At 71.2% G+C, this 17,237-nt stretch carries 15 protein-coding genes; 5 read left to right on the top strand and 10 right to left on the bottom strand.

The annotated features are described in order from the left end of the window. Positions 1-103: 103 nt before the first annotated feature. On the bottom strand, positions 104-304 hold the full coding sequence (locus JOF41_RS13255) for a DUF397 domain-containing protein (RefSeq protein ID WP_189223479.1): 201 nt from the start codon (positions 302-304) through the stop codon (positions 104-106). Then, a complete protein-coding gene (locus tag JOF41_RS13260; protein WP_189223478.1) occupies positions 301-1,173 on the bottom strand; it encodes a helix-turn-helix domain-containing protein in 873 nt (290 codons plus the stop codon). The genes JOF41_RS13255 and JOF41_RS13260 overlap by 4 nt, the downstream gene beginning before the upstream one ends. Before the next feature lie 237 nt (positions 1,174-1,410). Between JOF41_RS13260 and JOF41_RS13265 the strand changes: the two genes are divergently transcribed. Continuing rightward, on the top strand, positions 1,411-1,716 hold the full coding sequence (locus JOF41_RS13265; protein ID WP_209619098.1) for a hypothetical protein: 306 nt from the start codon (positions 1,411-1,413) through the stop codon (positions 1,714-1,716). 136 nt (positions 1,717-1,852) lie between these two features. Here JOF41_RS13265 and JOF41_RS13270 read toward each other — a convergent pair whose 3' ends face one another. The 3 genes from JOF41_RS13270 to JOF41_RS13280 form a co-directional block, all read right to left on the bottom strand. Then, complete coding sequence (locus JOF41_RS13270) at positions 1,853-4,165, bottom strand: catalase (RefSeq protein ID WP_276515690.1); 2,313 nt, start codon at positions 4,163-4,165, stop codon at positions 1,853-1,855. Positions 4,166-4,206: 41 nt separating this feature from the next. Next, complete coding sequence (locus JOF41_RS13275) at positions 4,207-5,037, bottom strand: spermidine synthase (RefSeq protein ID WP_209619100.1); 831 nt, start codon at positions 5,035-5,037, stop codon at positions 4,207-4,209. A 328-nt stretch (positions 5,038-5,365) separates the two neighbouring features. After that, on the bottom strand, positions 5,366-6,265 hold the full coding sequence (locus JOF41_RS13280) for an oxidoreductase (protein ID WP_307867403.1): 900 nt from the start codon (positions 6,263-6,265) through the stop codon (positions 5,366-5,368). A gap of 186 nt (positions 6,266-6,451) precedes the next feature. On the opposite strand from JOF41_RS13280, the gene JOF41_RS13285 reads away from it, so the two are divergent. The 3 genes from JOF41_RS13285 (at position 6,452) to JOF41_RS13295 (ending at position 12,180) form a co-directional block, all read left to right on the top strand. Further along, positions 6,452-8,107: a catalase gene (locus JOF41_RS13285; RefSeq protein WP_189223475.1), complete on the top strand. Its 1,656-nt coding sequence runs from the start codon at positions 6,452-6,454 to the stop codon at positions 8,105-8,107. A gap of 176 nt (positions 8,108-8,283) precedes the next feature. Next, positions 8,284-11,493 (top strand): LamG-like jellyroll fold domain-containing protein, encoded by a 3,210-nt coding sequence (locus tag JOF41_RS13290; protein ID WP_209619102.1) that lies wholly within the window; start codon positions 8,284-8,286, stop codon positions 11,491-11,493. Positions 11,494-11,580: 87 nt separating this feature from the next. Beyond that, positions 11,581-12,180 (top strand): SGNH/GDSL hydrolase family protein, encoded by a 600-nt coding sequence (locus JOF41_RS13295; protein ID WP_244989582.1) that lies wholly within the window; start codon positions 11,581-11,583, stop codon positions 12,178-12,180. 16 nt (positions 12,181-12,196) lie between these two features. On the opposite strand, the gene JOF41_RS13300 is transcribed toward JOF41_RS13295, so the two are convergent. The 5 genes from JOF41_RS13300 to JOF41_RS13320 are packed head-to-tail and all read right to left on the bottom strand — an operon-like array spanning position 12,197 to position 15,876. Beyond that, positions 12,197-12,685 (bottom strand): SRPBCC family protein, encoded by a 489-nt coding sequence (locus JOF41_RS13300; protein WP_209619110.1) that lies wholly within the window; start codon positions 12,683-12,685, stop codon positions 12,197-12,199. After that, positions 12,682-13,032: a metalloregulator ArsR/SmtB family transcription factor gene (locus JOF41_RS13305; RefSeq protein ID WP_306344671.1), complete on the bottom strand. Its 351-nt coding sequence runs from the start codon at positions 13,030-13,032 to the stop codon at positions 12,682-12,684. The genes JOF41_RS13300 and JOF41_RS13305 overlap by 4 nt, the downstream gene beginning before the upstream one ends. A gap of 37 nt (positions 13,033-13,069) precedes the next feature. Further along, the gene (locus JOF41_RS13310) at positions 13,070-14,152 is read right to left on the bottom strand and encodes a hypothetical protein (RefSeq protein ID WP_209619112.1); all 1,083 of its coding nucleotides are present in this window, start codon (positions 14,150-14,152) and stop codon (positions 13,070-13,072) included. Positions 14,153-14,161: 9 nt separating this feature from the next. Continuing rightward, positions 14,162-14,791, bottom strand: coding sequence for an MBL fold metallo-hydrolase (locus JOF41_RS13315; protein ID WP_209619115.1), 630 nt, complete (start codon positions 14,789-14,791; stop codon positions 14,162-14,164). Beyond that, complete coding sequence (locus JOF41_RS13320; protein WP_209624179.1) at positions 14,791-15,876, bottom strand: S-(hydroxymethyl)mycothiol dehydrogenase; 1,086 nt, start codon at positions 15,874-15,876, stop codon at positions 14,791-14,793. The genes JOF41_RS13315 and JOF41_RS13320 overlap by 1 nt, the downstream gene beginning before the upstream one ends. A gap of 340 nt (positions 15,877-16,216) precedes the next feature. Here JOF41_RS13320 and JOF41_RS13325 point away from each other — a divergent pair, with 340 nt between their 5' ends. Further along, positions 16,217-17,146 (top strand): class I SAM-dependent methyltransferase, encoded by a 930-nt coding sequence (locus JOF41_RS13325; RefSeq protein WP_209619118.1) that lies wholly within the window; start codon positions 16,217-16,219, stop codon positions 17,144-17,146. The last annotated feature ends 91 nt before the right edge of the window (positions 17,147-17,237 follow it).

The raw sequence follows: 17,237 nt of genomic DNA on the forward strand, positions 1-17,237 counted from the left end.
CAGTTCTAGTGGTGCCGGACGACGCGCCACAAGCGTCTTAGGGGCAGAGAGAGGCGACGACGCGGCCTCAGCCCGAGTTGACAGGGACGGCACATCGCCGGGTTCAGCGGTCGAACCGGCCGCTCTTCACCGCCGCCAGGAAGGCTGCCCCGCGCTCAGCCGGGAAAGCCAGCAGCGGCCCCTGCGGGTTCTTCGAGTCCCGCACGGCCAGCGCGGCGGGAATCAGGGCCAGGTCGACGCAGCTGCCGTCGTGGTTGCTCGCGTTCTTCCAGCGAGCGCTGGCGAAACAAGCGCTGTCGATCATGCGATGCCTCCTGCTCTTGTCCACTCGTTGGCCGCCGTGCGCAACAGCTCGAAGGACAGATCGGGGCTCAACGCCGAGGCGCGCAGACGGTTGAACGCCACGTTATAGGTGTCCAGCTGTCCTGCTTTCTCCAGCAGGTACGAGTGGGACACGTCCTCCACGTACACCATCGGAGGCTCGTCGTCGTTGTCGAACGACAGGATGGTGAACGGCGAGGACATGGCAGCGTGCGCACCGGCGGAAAACGGCAGCACCTGGAGCGTCACGTTCTTCCGTCGAGCCAGTTCCAGCAGTCGCTCCACCTGGCCGATCATGGTCTTCGCACCGCCCACCGCGCGGCGGACGACCGCCTCGTTGAGGATCAACCAGTAGTCGACCGGATCGTCACAGGTCACGAGGGCTTGTCTTGCCATCCTGAGTTCGACTCGACGTCGTACTTCGACGTCGGACATCTGGGGAGCCATCGCCTCCACCACGGCACGGGCGTAGTCCTCTGTCTGGGCCAAGCCGTGCACGAGTTCGGACTCGTACACCTGAAGCCGGGAGGCGTCCTGCTCGAAGGCCATGTAGGGCCGGCGGGTCTCAGGCGCGGCTTCCGGGTGCTCTTGGAGCAGACCGCGATGACGGGCCTCTCGATTCCACTCGATGAGCTGGGTGCGCAAGGGGTCGGGGGTACCGAGGTAGTCGAGGACGCGGATCAACTCCGACGGGTTGAAGTTGGCGCGATAGGTCTCCAGCTTGCTGATCTTGGGCAGCCCGCACTCCAGCAACCGGGCGATGTCATCGCGGGTCCGCCCCGCTTCCTCCCGAAGGCGTCGCACCTCGCGAGCGACTCGGCGGCGTCGGATCGTGGGCCGCGGGCGAACCATCGAGCACCTCCATCGTCTCTTGGCCGCCGCTCAGTGTGCAGGGTCGCGACTCGCCTCCTCCGTCGAGTTACTTCCATCGAGCGACTTCCACATGGAACATTCCATTCGTAAAGTTCCATGTGAGCGCTCGTCCCGCAGTGCCCAGCCGTCCCAAACCCAGGGGTTCATCGGTACCCGATGACAACCGCGCGCTTTGCGAGCACCGGCAGGGCTTCTCACCACTGAAAGGCACATCGCATGGACAAGCTGGCCGAACTGGAACCGCTGTGGGACGAGGCCGGGTTCGCCGACTTCCTCAAGGGGTTGGCCGAGGACGACGCTCCCCGGCTGTTCGCCATCGCGCACGAGTACGGCACTCGGCACGACGGCTGGATCGCCGCGTGGGGCATGGCTTTCCGCGACCGCGCGGAGGTCGTGTCCACCGAAGGGGATTTCCGCACCAGCACCCAGAGCCCGGACAGCGCTCTGGCCATGTTCGCGCGCATGGCGGGCGGTGAAGACGTGAAGCTGCACCTGCTGTGGCTCACGCCGCCCCGGTCGTGAGCGGGCAGGCCGCGTCCGGTTGACCTGAACGCGCGACTCGCGGTGTCCGAACGCTCGGTTCGGGGTGCGTGAGCGCGCGACTCGCGGAGGGCCGGAGGCGGGTGGGCGCGGTGTGGCGCCCACCCGCCGGAGCGGATCAGGCGATCGTGGCGGGGAACCTCTCCCACACCCGGTGCGCGCCCAGCAGCCCCGAGATCGCGGCGAACACCTCGTCCGCGTCCTCGCCCACGACCACGCCGGGGTCGGACGCGGCGCAACCCGCCAGGGCGAGCGCGTTCGCGCCCGTGCCCCACGCGCCGATCGCCTTGGCGTGGCGGAAGCACTCCTGGACCATCAGCACCACGCGCGGGTCCACCGGGGCGGTCGCGGTGGCCGGGTCGCCGGTCTTGGCGTCCCTGGCCGGGATCGCGTCCGCGCCGGGCGGCGGGCTGCCCGCCAGCAGCAGCGCGTCGAACTCCACCGACCGCGCGGTCAGCAGCGTGCGCTGCGCCTGCAGGCCATCGCCGACCGGGCCGCCGTGCGGCGCGACCACCAGCGGCACCATCCCGGCCGCGTGGATGGCCGCGGTGACCTCGCGGACGCCGTCGAGGTGCTCGGGGTCGACCACCACGCCGATGATCCGGCCGTCCGTCGGCCACACCCCGCCGAGCTGGGACAGCGCCGAGCTGGGCTCGACCTCGGGCGCGGGCTTGTCCGCCTCCGGCACGGGCAGGCCCAAGCCCGCCGCCACCTGCGCGCACAGCTCCGCGTCCACGTTGGCCAGCACGCGCAGCTGGCGCTCCTTGATGGCCTGCTCGTAGCACTTGCCCAGTTCGAAGGTGAACGCCCGGACCAGGTGCTCCTTCTCCACCGGGCTCATGCTCTTCCAGAACAGCCGCGCCTGGCTGAAGTGGTCGTCGAAGGACGCAGGCGAGCGCCGCACCTTCGTCGCCGCGGCCACCGGCTGCGGCACCTCGATGTAGGCGCCGGTGGCGTTGCCCGCCATGAACGGGCAGCCGCCGTCGAGCGAGTTCGGCTTGTACGGCGCGACACCGGTGTGCACGGCGTGCTGGTGGAAGCCGTCGCGCAGCATGTCGTTGACCGGCACGTGCGGGCGGTTGATCGGGATCTGGTTGAAGTTGGGGCCGCCCAGGCGGGACAGCTGCGTGTCCAGGTAGGAGAACAGCCGCGCGTGCAGCAGCGGGTCGTCGGTGATGTCGATGCCGGGCACCAGGTGCCCGACGTGGAAGGCGACCTGCTCGACCTCGGCGAAGAAGTTGGAGGGGTTGCGGTTGAGCACCAGGGTGCCGATGGGCTGGACCGGGGCCAGCTCCTCGGGCACGATCTTGGTCGAGTCGAGCAGGTCGATGCCCTCGAAGGTCTGGTCCGGGCTGTCCGGGAACACCTGGATGCCCAGCTCCCACTGCGGGAACGCGCCGGCCTCGATGGCGTCGTACAGGTCGCGCCGGTGGTAGTCCGGGTCGACGCCGTTGACCAGCTGCGCCTCCTCCCACACCAGCGAGTGCACGCCCAGCTTGGGCTTCCAGTGGAACTTGGCCAGCGAGGTCTCGCCCTCGGCGTTGACCAGCCGGAAGGTGTGGACGCCGAAGCCCTCCATCATCCGGTAGGAACGCGGGATGGCGCGGTCGGACATCTGCCACATCACGTGGTGGGTGGCCTCGGTGTGCAGCGAGACGAAGTCCCAGAACGTGTCGTGCGCGCTCTGCGCCTGCGGGATCTCCCGGTCCGGGTGCGGCTTGGCGGCGTGGACGATGTCGGGGAACTTGATGCCGTCCTGGATGAAGAACACCGGGATGTTGTTGCCCACCAGGTCGAAGTTGCCCTGCTTGGTGTAGAACTTCGTGGCGAAGCCGCGGGTGTCGCGCACCGCGTCGGCCGAGCCGCGCGAGCCCACGACGGTGGAGAACCGCACGAACACCGGCGTCTCCACGCCCTCTTCGAGGAACTCCGCCTTGCAGACCTTGGACGCGGTGCCGTAACCGATGAACACGCCGTGCGCGGCCGCACCTCGGGCGTGGACCACGCGCTCGGGGATGCGCTCGTGGTCGAAGTGCATGATCTTCTCGCGCAGGTGGTGGTCCTGCAGCAGGGTCGGTCCGCGTTCGCCCGCCTTGAGCGAGTGGTCGGTGTCGTGCAGGCGCAGTCCGGTCGACGTGGTCAGGTACTCCCCCTGCTGCGCCCTCGCCGTCGGCGGCGCGCCCGTGGGAGCGCCGGTCGCCGTACCGGTGGCGGGCGCGCTCTGGTCGGGCTTGGGCGGCAGCGGTTCCCGAGGCTGCGACGGCGGCTCCGGCGAGGGCGGCTGCGACCCCGGCGCGCCGGGGATCGGCGGCGTGGTCATCTCGGCGATCTTCTCCACCGCCTTGTCCAGCGCGTCCTTGACCACCTTGGCCGGGTTCTTCGAGTCCAACGCGTCCTCCTCGTCGAGTGCTCGCGCGTGGATACCCGCCATGATCGACAGCTACACGCCCACCGCGGCCGAGGCCGGTGCGATCAGCGAGGAACCGGGGTGACCGCGTCCGCCGGGTGGTCGGCGGTGAGCGGGGGCGCGGTGCCGCGCAGGGCGGTGAGCTGGGCGGCCGAGAGGCAGAACACCCGGTTGCCCCCGGCCTGCGCCCACTCGGCCAGCGCCCGGTGCGGCAGCTCGCGGTCGGAGGCGGCCAGCACCGCGTTGCCCGCCCGCTTGCCCAGCAGCAGGCCCGGTTCGGCGAGGAGCACCACGTGCGGGAACACCTCGGCCAGCGACGCCGCGGCGCGCAGCGGCAGGGTCATCTCCGCCGAGGACCACATGTTGCCCAGGTAGAGGCCGCCTGGGCGGAGGACCCTGGCGATCTCGCGCAGGAACTCCACGGCGGCCAGGTGGATGGCCACGGTGCCCGCCTGGAAGACGTCCATGACCACGACGTCGGCGGTGGCGTCGGGGGTCCGCCGGACTCCCGGCTCGCCGTCCTCGACGCGCACCCGGAGGTTCGCGATCGCGTCCAGGTCCAGGTGGGAGCGCACCAGGTCGACCAGCGGGCCGTCCAGCTCGTAGACCGTCTGGGGCGAGCCGGGGCGGGTCGCGGCCAGGTACCTGGCGATCGTGAAGCCGCCTCCGCCGACCTGGAGGGCCGACACCGGCTCCCCCTCGGGCCAGTGCAGGTCCAGCACCTTGGCCGCCCACGTGGCGTAGGGCATGTGCAGGTACGTCGGATCGGTCAGGTCCACGCAGGACTGCAGGACGCCGTCGACCGTGAGCAGCCAGGCGGTCGGGCGGTACGGGGCGGGCGCCAGCCGCGCCGTGCCGAACCTCACCTGGCGCTCCACGGCCTCGCGGGATTCCACGCCGCCACCTTAGGCCCAGCCCACCCGGCCGGAGGCGCCAGTCGCGCGACCCCGTCGGAGGGCGACCCTCACGGTTCCCCAAGTCAAGGTCGACCCGCTGTCGGTGAAGGTGATCACCCCGGTAGGAACACCCCGCCCAGGACGGCCAGCGCGGCCAGGCCCGTCAGCACCGCCGAGGCCGCCAGGGTGAACCGCCCCGCCCGCGTTGAGGTTCACCACGACCGGTTGTCGATGAGTCGTCACCGCGATCGGTTCTCCGCTTCGCCCGACAGGTGCACCGCGACACGGCACTGACGGGCGCACGACCGCGCGGGCGGTTCGACCGAACTCAGGCCGAGCGGCTCAGCGCGGTCGGGAACGCGACGCCCGTCAACTCCTCGGAGACCCGCCACAGGCGACGTGCCACCTCCGCGTCCCTGGCGTTGCTCGCGCGGTCGACCAGCTCGGGCGCGCCGCGGCCTTGCATGAACCCGCCTGGGCCTGCGTAGCTGTCGCCCGGCAGGTCCGCCACGGCCGCGTACAGCGTGGGCAGCGCGCCGTCGTCGTCGCTCTGCGCGAACAGGCAGGCGACCGCCTCCTGCGCGCGGTGCAGCAGGCCGCGGCGACCGCTGGAGCGCAGCAGGTTGGTGGCGGCCATGCCGGGGTGCGCGGCGGTGGCGATCACCGGCGAGCCCACCCCGGTGAGCCGCCGCTGGAGTTCGGAGGTGAACAGCAGGTTGGCGAGCTTGGACTGGGCGTAGGCGGGCATCGCCCGGTACGGCTTGCGCTCCCAGTTGAGGTCGTCGAAGTCGATCGAGCCCACCCGGTGGCCGGTGGAGGAGACGGTGACGACCCGGTCCCGGACGCGCGGCAGGAGCAGGTTCGTGAGCGCGAAGTGCCCCAGGTGGTTGGTCCCGAACTGCAGCTCGAAGCCGTCGGCCGTGCGGGACAGGGGCGGGATCATCACCCCCGCGTTGTTGATCAGCACGTCGACGGGGTCGGTGAACCCGGCCGCGAAGGCGCGGACCGAGGCGAGGTCGGCGAGGTCGAGCGTGCGGACCTCGACGTGGCCGGGCATCCCGGCGGCGGCCTCGCGCCCCTTGTCGGGGTTGCGGACGGCGAGCACGACACGAGCGCCTCGGGCGGCGAGCACGCGGGCCGCCGAGCGCCCGATGCCGCTGTTGGCTCCGGTGACGACGAAGGTGCGTCCCGCTTGCGGGGGAACGTCTGAAGTGGCGAAGGGGCTCACCCCAGCGAAAGTAGTCGACAGCAACATTGTTGTCAACAACAACATGTCGCCGCGCCCGCTCGACGCGCCCCACCGGGCAGCACGTCCGACGCACCCCCCTTTTGGACTACCCGTGTGGGTCGATCGGAGTAATGGGGTACCCGAGACGGACGAGCGACCTCAGCAGCCAGAAGGGACCACACCGCCATGACGGATGTGGCGAGCAAGGGGCCGGAGTCAGGCGACGACCGCCCCGTGCTGACCAACAGGCAGGGACACCCCGTCTACGACAACCAGAACCAGCGGACGGTGGGCGCGCGAGGACCCGCCACGCTGGAGAACTACCACTTCCTGGAGAAGATCAGCCACTTCGACCGGGAGCGCATCCCCAACCGGGTGGTCCACGCGCGCGGCGCGGTCGCGTTCGGCCACTTCGAGAGCTACGGCGCCTGGGGTGACGAGCCCATCGACCGGTACACCAGGGCCAAGCTGTTCCAGGGCAAGGGCAAGCGGACCGACGTGGCGATCCGGCTGTCCACCGTCATCGGCGGGGTGGACTCCTCCGAGTGCGCGCGCGACCCGCGCGGGTTCGCGGTGAAGTTCTACACCGAGGACGGCAACTGGGACCTGGTGGGCAACAACCTCGCGGTGTTCTTCATCCGCGACGCCATCAAGTTCCCGGACGTGATCCACGCCCTCAAGCCGGACCCGGTGACCCACCGGCAGGAGCCCTGGCGGATCTTCGACTTCATGTCGCAGACGCCGGAGGCGATGCACATGCTGGTCAACCTGTTCAGCCCGCGCGGCATCCCGTCGGACTACCGGCACATGCAGGGCTTCGGCGTCAACACCTACAAGTGGGTCAACGCCGAGGGCGAGACGCACCTGGTCAAGTACCACTGGATGCCCAAGTGCGGGGTGCGCAGCATGACCGAGGAGGACGCGGCCAAGGTCCAGGCGCAGGACCTGGGCCACGCCACCAAGGACCTCTACGAGGCCATCGAGCGCGGCGAGCACCCCGAGTGGGAGCTGCTGGTGCAGATGATGTCCGACGACGAGCACCCGGAGCTGGACTTCGACCCGCTGGACGACACCAAGGTGTGGCCGGAGAACGAGTTCCCGGCCAAGCCGGTCGGCCGCATGGTGCTCACCCGCAACGTCAGCGACTTCTTCACCGAGAACGAGCAGATCGCCTTCGGCACCGGCGTGCTGGTCGACGGGCTGGACTTCTCCGACGACAAGATGCTGGTCGGCCGCACGTTCTCCTACAGCGACACGCAGCGCTACCGGGTCGGGCCGAACTACCTCCAACTGCCCGTCAACCAGGCGCGCAACGCGGACGTGCGCACCAACCAGCAGGGCGGCCAGATGGCCTACTACAACCGCCCCGGCGGGGAGAACCCGCACGTCAACTACGAGCCCTCGATCATGGGCGGGCTGCGCGAGGCGCAGTACCCCACGCACGACGAGCAGGGGCCCGAGATCCGGGGCAGGCTGACCCGCAAGCGCATCCCGCGCACCGAGGACTACACCCAGGCGGGTCAGCGGTACGCGCTGATGGAGCAGTGGGAGCGCGACGACCTGGTGCGCAACTTCATCTCCGCGATCTCCCAGTGCGACCGGGCGGTCCAGGAGCGCATGGTGTGGCACTTCCTGATGGTGGACGACGACCTGGGCCTGCGCGTCGGCGAGGGCCTGGGCATCGGGCCCGAGGACGTGTCCCACCTCAAGCCGCTGGCCAGCCAGGACCTCAGCGAGAACGACCAGAAGCGGCTGAGCAACCTCGGCGCCAACGGCCCGCGCGACGTCAGCGGCCTGCAGATGACCCACTGCGTGCCCAACGAGCACGTGCAACTCGCCTGAGCCCACAGGGACGAGCCCCCACCCCCGTCCGGGTGGGGGCTCGTGTCGTGCGCGCGGCGTAACACGACCGTCGAATTGGTCGGACCTGTGAAACTTTTTGTTGTCTTTTGGTGAAACATGTGGATAGATGGGCGGCGCTGTGATGGCACTCACAGCACGGGACTGAGGAGAACCACATGCCCCGCACCGCCAGACGGCTGCTCACCGCTTTCTTGGCCCTGATCACCGCCCCGGTCCTGGCCGCACCGCCGGGCCAGGCCCAGCCCGATCCCGACAACGCCCCGGCCGTGCACGGCCTCAAGGGCGAGTACTTCCGCATGTCCGCGCCGGGCGCGCGCGACTTCGCCCACCTCGGCGGCGTCACGCTGGACCCGAACATCGACCTGCCCGGCCTCGCGGGCACCTTCGCCTCGCTGACCGGCCAGAGCGAGCACACCACCGCCCGCTGGACCGGCCGGATCACCCCGCCGGAAACCGGCCAGTACACCTTCCACGCCATCGGCGACAACGGCTTCCGGCTGTTCATCGACGGCGCGCCGGTCATCGACCACTGGGTCGGTGACTGGGACGTGGAGCAGAACAGCGCCCCCGTGGCGCTGACGGCGGGCAAGGCGCACGAGTTCCGCCTGGAGATGTTCCAGGACATCGGCGGCGCCAACATGTTCCTGCGCTGGTCCGGCGCCACGACGCCGAAGCAGATCGTGCCCGAGTCGGCCTTCACCCCGCCCGAGGGGTTCCAGATCTACCCGGTCGAGCTGACCGTGGGCCAGGACGGCCGCTCGCTGGTGATGGACTTCGAGGAGCCGGTGGCCGCGCTGGGCGACCTGGTGGGGCACCTGGTCGTGGAGGCCGACACCACCGCCATGCCGCTGGGGTCCGCGCGCGTCACCCGCGAGGACCGGTCCCGCGTCGTGGTGGGGCTGACCAAGCCCATCCAGCGCGGCCAGCGGGTGCGGGTGGCCTACGACGGCAACGGCGGGCTGCGCGTCGGCGACGACACCGTGCCGCAGACCATCCGCAGTGCCACCAACCAGTCCACCCACCGGCTCACCACGCCGTGGGGCGACAAGCTGGACACCAACCGCCCGCTGCCGGAGTACCCCAGGCCGCAGCAGGAGCGCAAGCAGTGGCTCAACCTCAACGGCCCCTGGGAGTTCGCGGGCGCGACCGCAGGCCAGCAGCCGGTGTTCGGCAAGCGCCTGCCCGAGCGGATCATCGTGCCGTTCCCGGTGGAGTCGCAGCTGTCCGGGCTGGAGCGGCACGAGGACCACATGTTCTACCGCCGCACCTTCACGGTGCCCGCGGACTGGCGGGTCGGCCGCGGCCAGCGGCTGAAGCTGAACTTCGGCGCGGTCGACCACCACGCCAGGGTCTGGGTGGACGGCAAGCAGGTGGCCGAGCACTCCGGCGGCTACACCGCGTTCACCGCCGACATCACCGACGCGCTGCGCGGCGGCGGGCAGCACGAGCTCATCGTCGCGGTCACCGACACCACCGGCGACAACCAGCCGGTCGGCAAGCAGACCCGCAACCCCAGCGGCATCTTCTACACCCAGTCCTCGGGCATCTGGCAGACCGTCTGGCTGGAGCCGGTGCCCGACGTGGCCATCGACGACGTGGTGACCACCCCGGACCTGGCCAAGGAGAGCCTGACGGTCACCGTCAAGTCCTCGACCGCGACGCCGGGCGACTCCGTCACCGCCACCGCGAGGGACCGCGAGGGCAGGGTGGTCGGCACCGTCACCGGGCGCGCCAACACCCCGCTGACCCTCAAGGTGCGCAAGCCGCACCTGTGGACGCCGGACGACCCGTACCTCTACGACCTGGAGGTCACCCTCGGCCGCGACCGCGTCAAGAGCTACTTCGGCATGAGGTCGATCGGCATCCAGAACGTCGGCGGCTTCCCCAAGCTGGTGCTCAACGGCAAGCCCATCTTCTCGCTGGCGATGCTGGACCAGGGCTTCTGGCCCGACGGCCTGCACACCGCGCCCAGCGACGAGGCGCTGGCCTGGGACCTCAAGGCGCAGAAGGACCTCGGTTTCAACGCGGTGCGCAAGCACATCAAGGTCGAGCCCGCCCGCTGGTACTACCACGCCGACAAGCTCGGCCTGCTGGTGTGGCAGGACTTCGTCTCGACCAACATCACCGACGAGTCGGGTCAGCAGGCGTTCCTGACCGAGGGGCGCCGGACGATGGAGCAGCTGCACGACTCGCCCTCGGTCATCGGGTGGATCGTGTTCAACGAGGGCTGGGGCGAGTGGGACCGCACCGCCACCGGGCAGATCACCGAGTCGGTCAAGGCCGCCGACCCGAGCCGCGTCGTCAACGCGCACAGCGGCGTGAACTGCTGCGCGTCCAAGGGCGACTCGGGCAAGGGCGACATCATCGACCACCACGACTACGTCAACAACGACCCGCCGTGGCCGGACTCGACCCGCGCGGCCATGGACGGCGAGCACGGCGGGTTCACGCTGCGCACGCCGGGCCACATGTGGCCGGGCACGCCCGCGCAGATCTACAGCGGGGTGCCGGACAAGGCCGCGTTGACGGCCAAGTACGTCAGCAACACCGAGACCTTCTACCTCGCGGCGGCGGGCGCGGAGCTGTCCGGGTCGGTCTACACCCAGGTCACCGACCTGGAGACCGAGCTCAACGGGATGTGGACCTACGACCGGCGGGAGATCAAGGTCGACCCCAAGCCGGTGCGGGAGATCAACCGGAAGGTGATCGCCGCGGGCGCGAACGCGGCCGAGGACGCCGAGTTCCCCGGCAACGGGCACTGGCCGCTGAACGAGGGCCGGGGCACCGACAGCCGCGACCTCAGCGGCGGCAAGAGCACGGTGGCGCTGAAGGGCGACGCGGGGTGGACGCCGGGCGTGAGCGGGTCGGCGCTGAAGTTCGACGGCGACGGCGACTTCGCGCAGACGCAGGCCCCGGTCGTGGACACCACCGGCAGCTACACCGTCTCGGCGTGGGTGACCCTGGACGAACTGCCCGGCAACTACGCCTCCGCGGTGAGCCAGGACGGCAGGCGCGCGGAGAACCCGTTCTACCTGCAGTACGGGCACGGCGCGTTCGCGTTCAGCCTGCCCGGTGGCAACCGGGCGCGGTACGAGGTCACGCCCGAGCTGAACCGCTGGTACCACCTGGTGGGCGTGCGCGACGACGCCACGGGCACGACCCGGCTGTTCGTGGACGGCAAGCAGGTGGCCACCGCGCAGGGCGGTCCCGAGCAGGTCAGCACCGGCCCGCTGGCCATCGGCCGGGCCAAGTACGCGGGCCAGGACACCGACTTCTGGTCCGGCGCGGTGGACGAGGTGCGGGTGTTCGACCGGGCGCTGAGCGAGTCCGAGGTGGCGGCCCTGCACGCGCAGGTGCGGCGCTGACACCACTCTGAGAAGGGGCCGGGTGTCCTGGGACACCCGGCCCCTTTCGCGGGAACGGCGGGCGGACGGGCGGCGTTGTACCCGGCGATGACTCTTCGCTTCCGCGTCCTCGGTGACTCCCTGGCAGCCGGGGTGGGCTGCACCCGCGTCGAAGAAACCCTCGGTCACCGGTTGGCGGCACGCCTGCGCGCGGCCGGGCACGACGTCGACCTGGGTGTGCACGCCGTGTCCGGCGCCCGCTCGGCCGACTTGGCGCGCCAGGTCCGCGCCGCCGTCGCCTCCGGTGTCGACCTGGCCCTGGTGGTGATCGGCGCCAACGACCTGACCGCGTTCGTCCCGCCCGCCGTCGGCGCGGGCCTGCTGCACGACGCGGTGGCCGAGCTGAAGCGCGCCGGGGCGCACGTCATCGTCGCCACGGCCCCGGACCTCAGCGTGGTCTCGCACGTGCCCCCGGTCTACCGGACGCTGGTCTCCACGGCCAGCGGGCACTACGCCCGCACCCAGGCCGACGCGGTGCGCCGGGCGGGTGGCGTGGTGGCCCCGGTGGGGCACGAGCTGTCCGCCCGCTTCGCCGCGGACCTGGCGCTGTTCTCCGCCGACCGGTTCCACCCCTCCCCCGCGGGCTACGCCCTGGTGGCCGACGCGCTGGCCCCCTACCTGGAGGCCGCGGTGGACGCCGCGGCCTGAGGCTCAGCCGGGCCGGTCATGCGCGAAGACCTTCGAAGTGCTCCTTCATCGCCGGGTAGTAGTCGTCGAAGTCCGGCCGGGGCGAGCCGTCGCGCGCGGCCACGAGCATGTCCAGGTAGTACTCCCAGCCGGGACCGATCTCGCCGATGCCCTCCTCGGTGTCGAGGTGCTGCACGAGCCGCAGCTCGATGCCACCGTCCACATCGGACAGCAGCAGCTCCAGGTGCCAGGCCCCGTGCTCGTCCACGGTCGACACGGCCAACCTGCGCGGCGGTTCGCATGCCTCGATGCGCAGCCGCATCCACGGCGTCTGCTCTTCGAACGCCATCCGCACCCGGATGGTCCGGCCGGGGCTCGCCTCCCCTTCCCACGGGCCGAACCAGCGGGCGGTGCGCTCGGGCTCGGTGACGCCTGCCCACACGTCGTCCGCCGAGGCCCGGAAGGTCCGGGTGAGCACCAGGTCACTGCCCTGGTCGGTGCGGAACAGCCTGCCGCTGGGGGTCATGCGGTGTTCCCCTTCGCTCGGCCCGCACGGCGGTCCCGGCGGGTGCGGTGGACCTCGGTCTCCAGCGCGTCGAGGCGGTGCTCCCAGCCCGAGGGTCGGGTCAGGCGGGCCAGCCAGTCGGTCAGCTCGGCCAGCGGCGCCGGGTCCAGCGAGTAGCGGCGCTGCCTGCCCACCAGCTCGTCGCGCACCAGCCCGCTCTCGCGCAGCACGCGCAGGTGCCTGCTGATGGCGGGCCTGCTGATGGCGAACTCCTCGGCGATCCGCCCGGCGGGCAGGTCGCCGTCGCGCAGCATCTCCAGGATGCGCCGCCGCACCGGGTCCGCGATCGCCGCGACCACCTCGTCCACCCATGAAGCGTAACCCATTGGTTACGCTTTTGGGGGTTCAGGGGCGGAAGTACTCCAAGGAGATCCGACCGCAGTCGAGGACACCCGTGTCGTGGTGCAGGCTCAGGGTGAGGTCGTGCAGGGACGAGCGGGGCGCGTCGAGCCGAACGAGAATCCGGTCCACCTCACCCGTGGCCAGCGCGTGGGAGATGGGCACCGAGACCCGGTAGTCGCTCTGGTCGGCCCGCAGCAGCGGAGCGTGGTAGCTGGCTGAAGGGCGCACCAACTCGTAACTCGCAGGCAAGCGCTTCTCATTCATGAAGAAGATCAGAGAGCGCACGCCGTGCCCGCCACCGACCCGCGCACCACCCAGGTCGGTCCAGCGGTACTCGATGCTGCCGACCAGCGCCACCTTACCGTCGTAGACGACGTCAGCGGTGTCGACGAAGGGGCCGAGCGACCAGTAGGACGCGCGGTGGGCGTCCGGGTGGGCGGGTTCAAGCCCGCCAGGTTCCAGCCTCACCCCGGCCTCACCGAGCGCCGCCAGAACCGGTCCCATGTCCTCCATCCGCCCGTCCGGCCCCAATTCCACGTGGTGCGTACCGGTCACCCTGCCGGGGTGGCCGGGATGCTCCAAGTGGAAGGCGAGGACGCAGTCCGCCATCGGGCCGCCCCGGTTTGCAATCGGGCTGCCGCATAAGAGCGGGATCGATGAGAACAGGATGGGGCGCACGTGCGGCACCGGGCGCGGGTCGGGGCGGGATCGTGCGACTTCCAAGTGGACCGCGTGGAAGAACACCGTGCGCGCGGTGTTGTTGACGATCTTGACGTCCAACTGCGGGCCGCTCGCTCCCCTGGGCGGCCCCTCCCCGCTCGGCGCGATGAGATCGCGGCCGGACCACACCCGGTCGAGGTAGGGGTGCTCGGGTCTGATGAGCAAGCCGTCCCCGGTCGGGTCGCCCCGGTAGCGCGGATCGTCGTTGGAATCGTCCTCCGCGTACACCGACACGTGCGCGGTGAGCCGTCCCGGCGGGGAAACGGCGTGCAGGTGGACATCACCGGAGATGCTTCCCGCCTGCACGACGTGCCCCGTGACCTGCGCGTTGACCTCGTTGTGCGTTCTGTCGTCCTCCGTCGCCACCTCGTCCCCTCAGTGACCTCGCGCGATCCACTCCTCCAGGTGCGGGGCCTCGTCGCCGATGGTGGTGCTGTCCCCGTGCCCGGTGCGCACCACCGTCTCCGGCGGCAGGGTGAGCAGCCGCGTGCGGATGGACTCGACGATGGTCGGGAAGTCCGAGAAGGACCGCCCGGTCGCGCCGGGGCCGCCCTGGAACAGGGTGTCGCCGGTGAACACCGTGCCCAGCTCGGGCGCGTGCAGGCAGACCGCCCCCGGCGCGTGCCCCGGCGTGTGCAGCACCGTCAGGGCGACTCCGCCGACGATCAACTCCTGCCCGTCGGCGAGGTCGCCGTCCGGGGCGCGCTCGGGGTGGGTGAGCCGCCACAGCGGCCGGTCGTCGGGGTGCAGCAGCACCGGCGCGCCGGTCAGCTCCGCCAGCGCGGGGGCGGCGTCGACGTGGTCGTCGTGGGCGTGGGTGCAGGCGATGGCGACCACCCGCCGCCCGCCCACCGCCTCGGCGATGGCGCGGGCGTCGTGGGCGGCGTCGACCACCAGCACCTCCTCGTCGTCGCCGACCAGCCAGACGTTGTTGTCCACCTCCCAGGTGCCGCCGTCGAGGGAGAAGGTGCCGGAGGTGACCACGCGGTCGACGCGCGCCGCCATCAGAAGACCACCACCGAGCGCAGCACCTCGCCGCGGTGCATCCGGCCGAACGCCGCCTCCACGTCGTCCAGCGGGATGGTCTCGCTGACGAACGCGGCCAGGTCCAGCCTGCCCTGCAGGTACAGGTCGATCAGCACCGGGAAGTCGCGGGTGGGCAGGCAGTCGCCGTACCAGGACGACTTGAGCGCCCCGCCGCGGGAGAACAGGTCGATCAGCGGCAGCTCCAGCCGCATCTCCGGGGTGGGCACGCCGACCAGCACCACGGTCCCGGCCAGGTCGCGGGCGTAGAAGGCCTGCTGGTAGGTCTCCGGCCTGCCCACGGCGTCGATCACCACGTCCGCGCCGAAACCGCCGGTGAGCTCGCGGATGGCCGCCACCGGGTCGGTGCCGCTGGAGTCGACCGTGTCGGTGGCCCCCAGCCGCAGCGCGGTCTCCAGCTTGCGCTGGTCGATGTCCACCGCGATGATCCGCGACGCCCCGGCCAGCCGGGCGCCCATGACCGCCGCGCCGCCCACGCCGCCGCAGCCGATCACCGCCACCGAGTCGCCCCGCTGCACCCCGCCGGTGTTGATCGCCGCGCCGAGGCCCGCCATCACGCCGCAGCCCAGCAGCCCGGCCACCGCCGGGGTGGCCGCCGGGTCGACCTTGGTGCACTGCCCGGCGTGGACCAGCGTCTTCTCCGCGAACGCACCGATGCCCAGCGCCGGGGACAGCTCGGTGCCGTCGGTCAGGGTCATCCTCTGGGTCGCGTTGTGGGTGTTGAAGCAGTACCAGGGCCTGCCGCGCACGCAGGCGCGGCACTGCCCGCACACCGCGCGCCAGTTGAGCACCACGAAGTCGCCGGGGGCCACGCCGGTCACGCCCTCGCCGACCGACTCCACCACCCCGGCCGCCTCGTGACCGAGCAGGAACGGGAACTCGTCGTTGATGCCGCCCTCCCGGTAGTGCAGGTCGGTGTGGCACACGCCGCAGGCTTGCACGGCCACCACCGCCTCCCCCGGTCCGGGATCGGGCACCACGACCGTCTCGACCGAGACCGGCTCGCCCTTGCCGCGGGCGATGACCCCGCGCACCTGCTGCGACATGTCCGACGACCTTCCTTCCGGCGCGGTGGAGGGCACCGGGCGGGGCCGGTCGTGCGCCGCGCACCGGTGATCAGCGCGGGGACATGCCACCACATCCGTGGCACCGCCGGAAGCCCGCTTCGGTCGATCGGGGGAAGCCAGCGGGTCGCGGGCCGACCCGAACAGCAGCACCAGCGCCAGGTGCTCGAACCCGAGCTGGTCGAAAGCGCCTCGCCTCAGCGGTGTCACGGGACGTCCTCTCGCGGGTCGGCGGACCCCAGGGGCCCACTGTGCACGCCGGGGGGCGTTCGGGGAAGCCGTCGCGGGTCCGCTGTGGACCGGCTTCGGTAGCTTCGGACACGTGGACGTGGAGGCGATCTGGCAGGCGCACCGGGCGGGCACGCCCCTGACCGAGCTGCGGGCGGACACCGCGCTGGAGCTGTTCTACCTCGCGGTGCTGGCCGACGCGGGCGGCGACCGGGCCGGGGCGCGGGAGTTCGCCGGGGCGGCGGCCGAGCGGGCCCCCGACCGGGAGCTCTACGCCCAGACCGCCCGCTACCTGCAACGCGACGACGACGCCGACGTCTACCGCTCGACGGAGGCGTTCACCGCGTTCGCCACCGGCGGCGGCAACGTCGGGCTCTACCGGGCCGAGCACCGGGCGCTGCGGTCGTGCTACGCGGGCCACCACGGGCTGCGGCTGCTGGACATCGGCACCGGTGAGGGGCACGGGTTGCTGCCCGCGCTGACGCCCGAGGTGGCCGAGGTGGACCTGGTGGAGCCCGCCGCGGAGCGGCTGGCCGTCACCACCGCCGCGCTGCGCGACCGCGGTGTCGCGCACCGCGCGCACGTGAGCACCGTGCAGGATTTCCTGGCGCGCGAGGACGTCGGACCGTGGGACCTGGTGCAGGAGACCTTCTCGATGCTGGTCGTCCCGCGCGAGGACCGCGTGCGGGTGCTCGCCCGGCTGCGCGAGCGCACCGAGCGGATCGCGATGGTCGAGTTCGACGTGCCGGAGATCGGCTCCGGGGTGGAGCCCGCGTGGTTCCGGCACCTGGTGGACCGCTACGAGCGGGGTGTCCGGGAGTACGACGAGGACCGCGACCTGGTCGCGCAGGGCTTCCTGGTGCCGGTGTTCCTCAACGCGCTCGACCAGGGCACGCCCCTGCACACCGAGCAGCCGGTCAGCCGCTGGGTGGCCGAGCTGGAGGCGGCCGGGTTCACCGTGCGGGAACCCGAACGGATCTTCGACTACTGGTGGGCCCCCGCCTACCTGATCACCGCCTCCTGACCCAACGCCTGCAAGTACTACCCGACCCCCTCCCAGGGGCCGTTAACTACTACCCGGCCCGCGCGCTTCGGGTCGGCGGGTAGTAGCTAAC

Origin of the sequence: Saccharothrix coeruleofusca, assembly GCF_017876325.1 — a bacterium.
Lineage (GTDB): Bacteria > Actinomycetota > Actinomycetes > Mycobacteriales > Pseudonocardiaceae > Actinosynnema > Actinosynnema coeruleofuscum.

Coding starts and splice junctions, on each gene's coding strand:
- JOF41_RS13255 (WP_189223479.1), bottom strand. CDS start 304: ATGATCGACAGCGCTTGTTTCGCCAGCGCTCGCTGGAAGAACGCGAGC.
- JOF41_RS13260 (WP_189223478.1), bottom strand. CDS start 1,173: ATGGTTCGCCCGCGGCCCACGATCCGACGCCGCCGAGTCGCTCGCGAG.
- JOF41_RS13265 (WP_209619098.1), top strand. CDS start 1,411: ATGGACAAGCTGGCCGAACTGGAACCGCTGTGGGACGAGGCCGGGTTC.
- JOF41_RS13270 (WP_276515690.1), bottom strand. CDS start 4,165: ATGGCGGGTATCCACGCGCGAGCACTCGACGAGGAGGACGCGTTGGAC.
- JOF41_RS13285 (WP_189223475.1), top strand. CDS start 6,452: ATGACGGATGTGGCGAGCAAGGGGCCGGAGTCAGGCGACGACCGCCCC.
- JOF41_RS13290 (WP_209619102.1), top strand. CDS start 8,284: ATGCCCCGCACCGCCAGACGGCTGCTCACCGCTTTCTTGGCCCTGATC.
- JOF41_RS13295 (WP_244989582.1), top strand. CDS start 11,581: ATGACTCTTCGCTTCCGCGTCCTCGGTGACTCCCTGGCAGCCGGGGTG.
- JOF41_RS13300 (WP_209619110.1), bottom strand. CDS start 12,685: ATGACCCCCAGCGGCAGGCTGTTCCGCACCGACCAGGGCAGTGACCTG.
- JOF41_RS13315 (WP_209619115.1), bottom strand. CDS start 14,791: ATGGCGGCGCGCGTCGACCGCGTGGTCACCTCCGGCACCTTCTCCCTC.
- JOF41_RS13320 (WP_209624179.1), bottom strand. CDS start 15,876: ATGTCGCAGCAGGTGCGCGGGGTCATCGCCCGCGGCAAGGGCGAGCCG.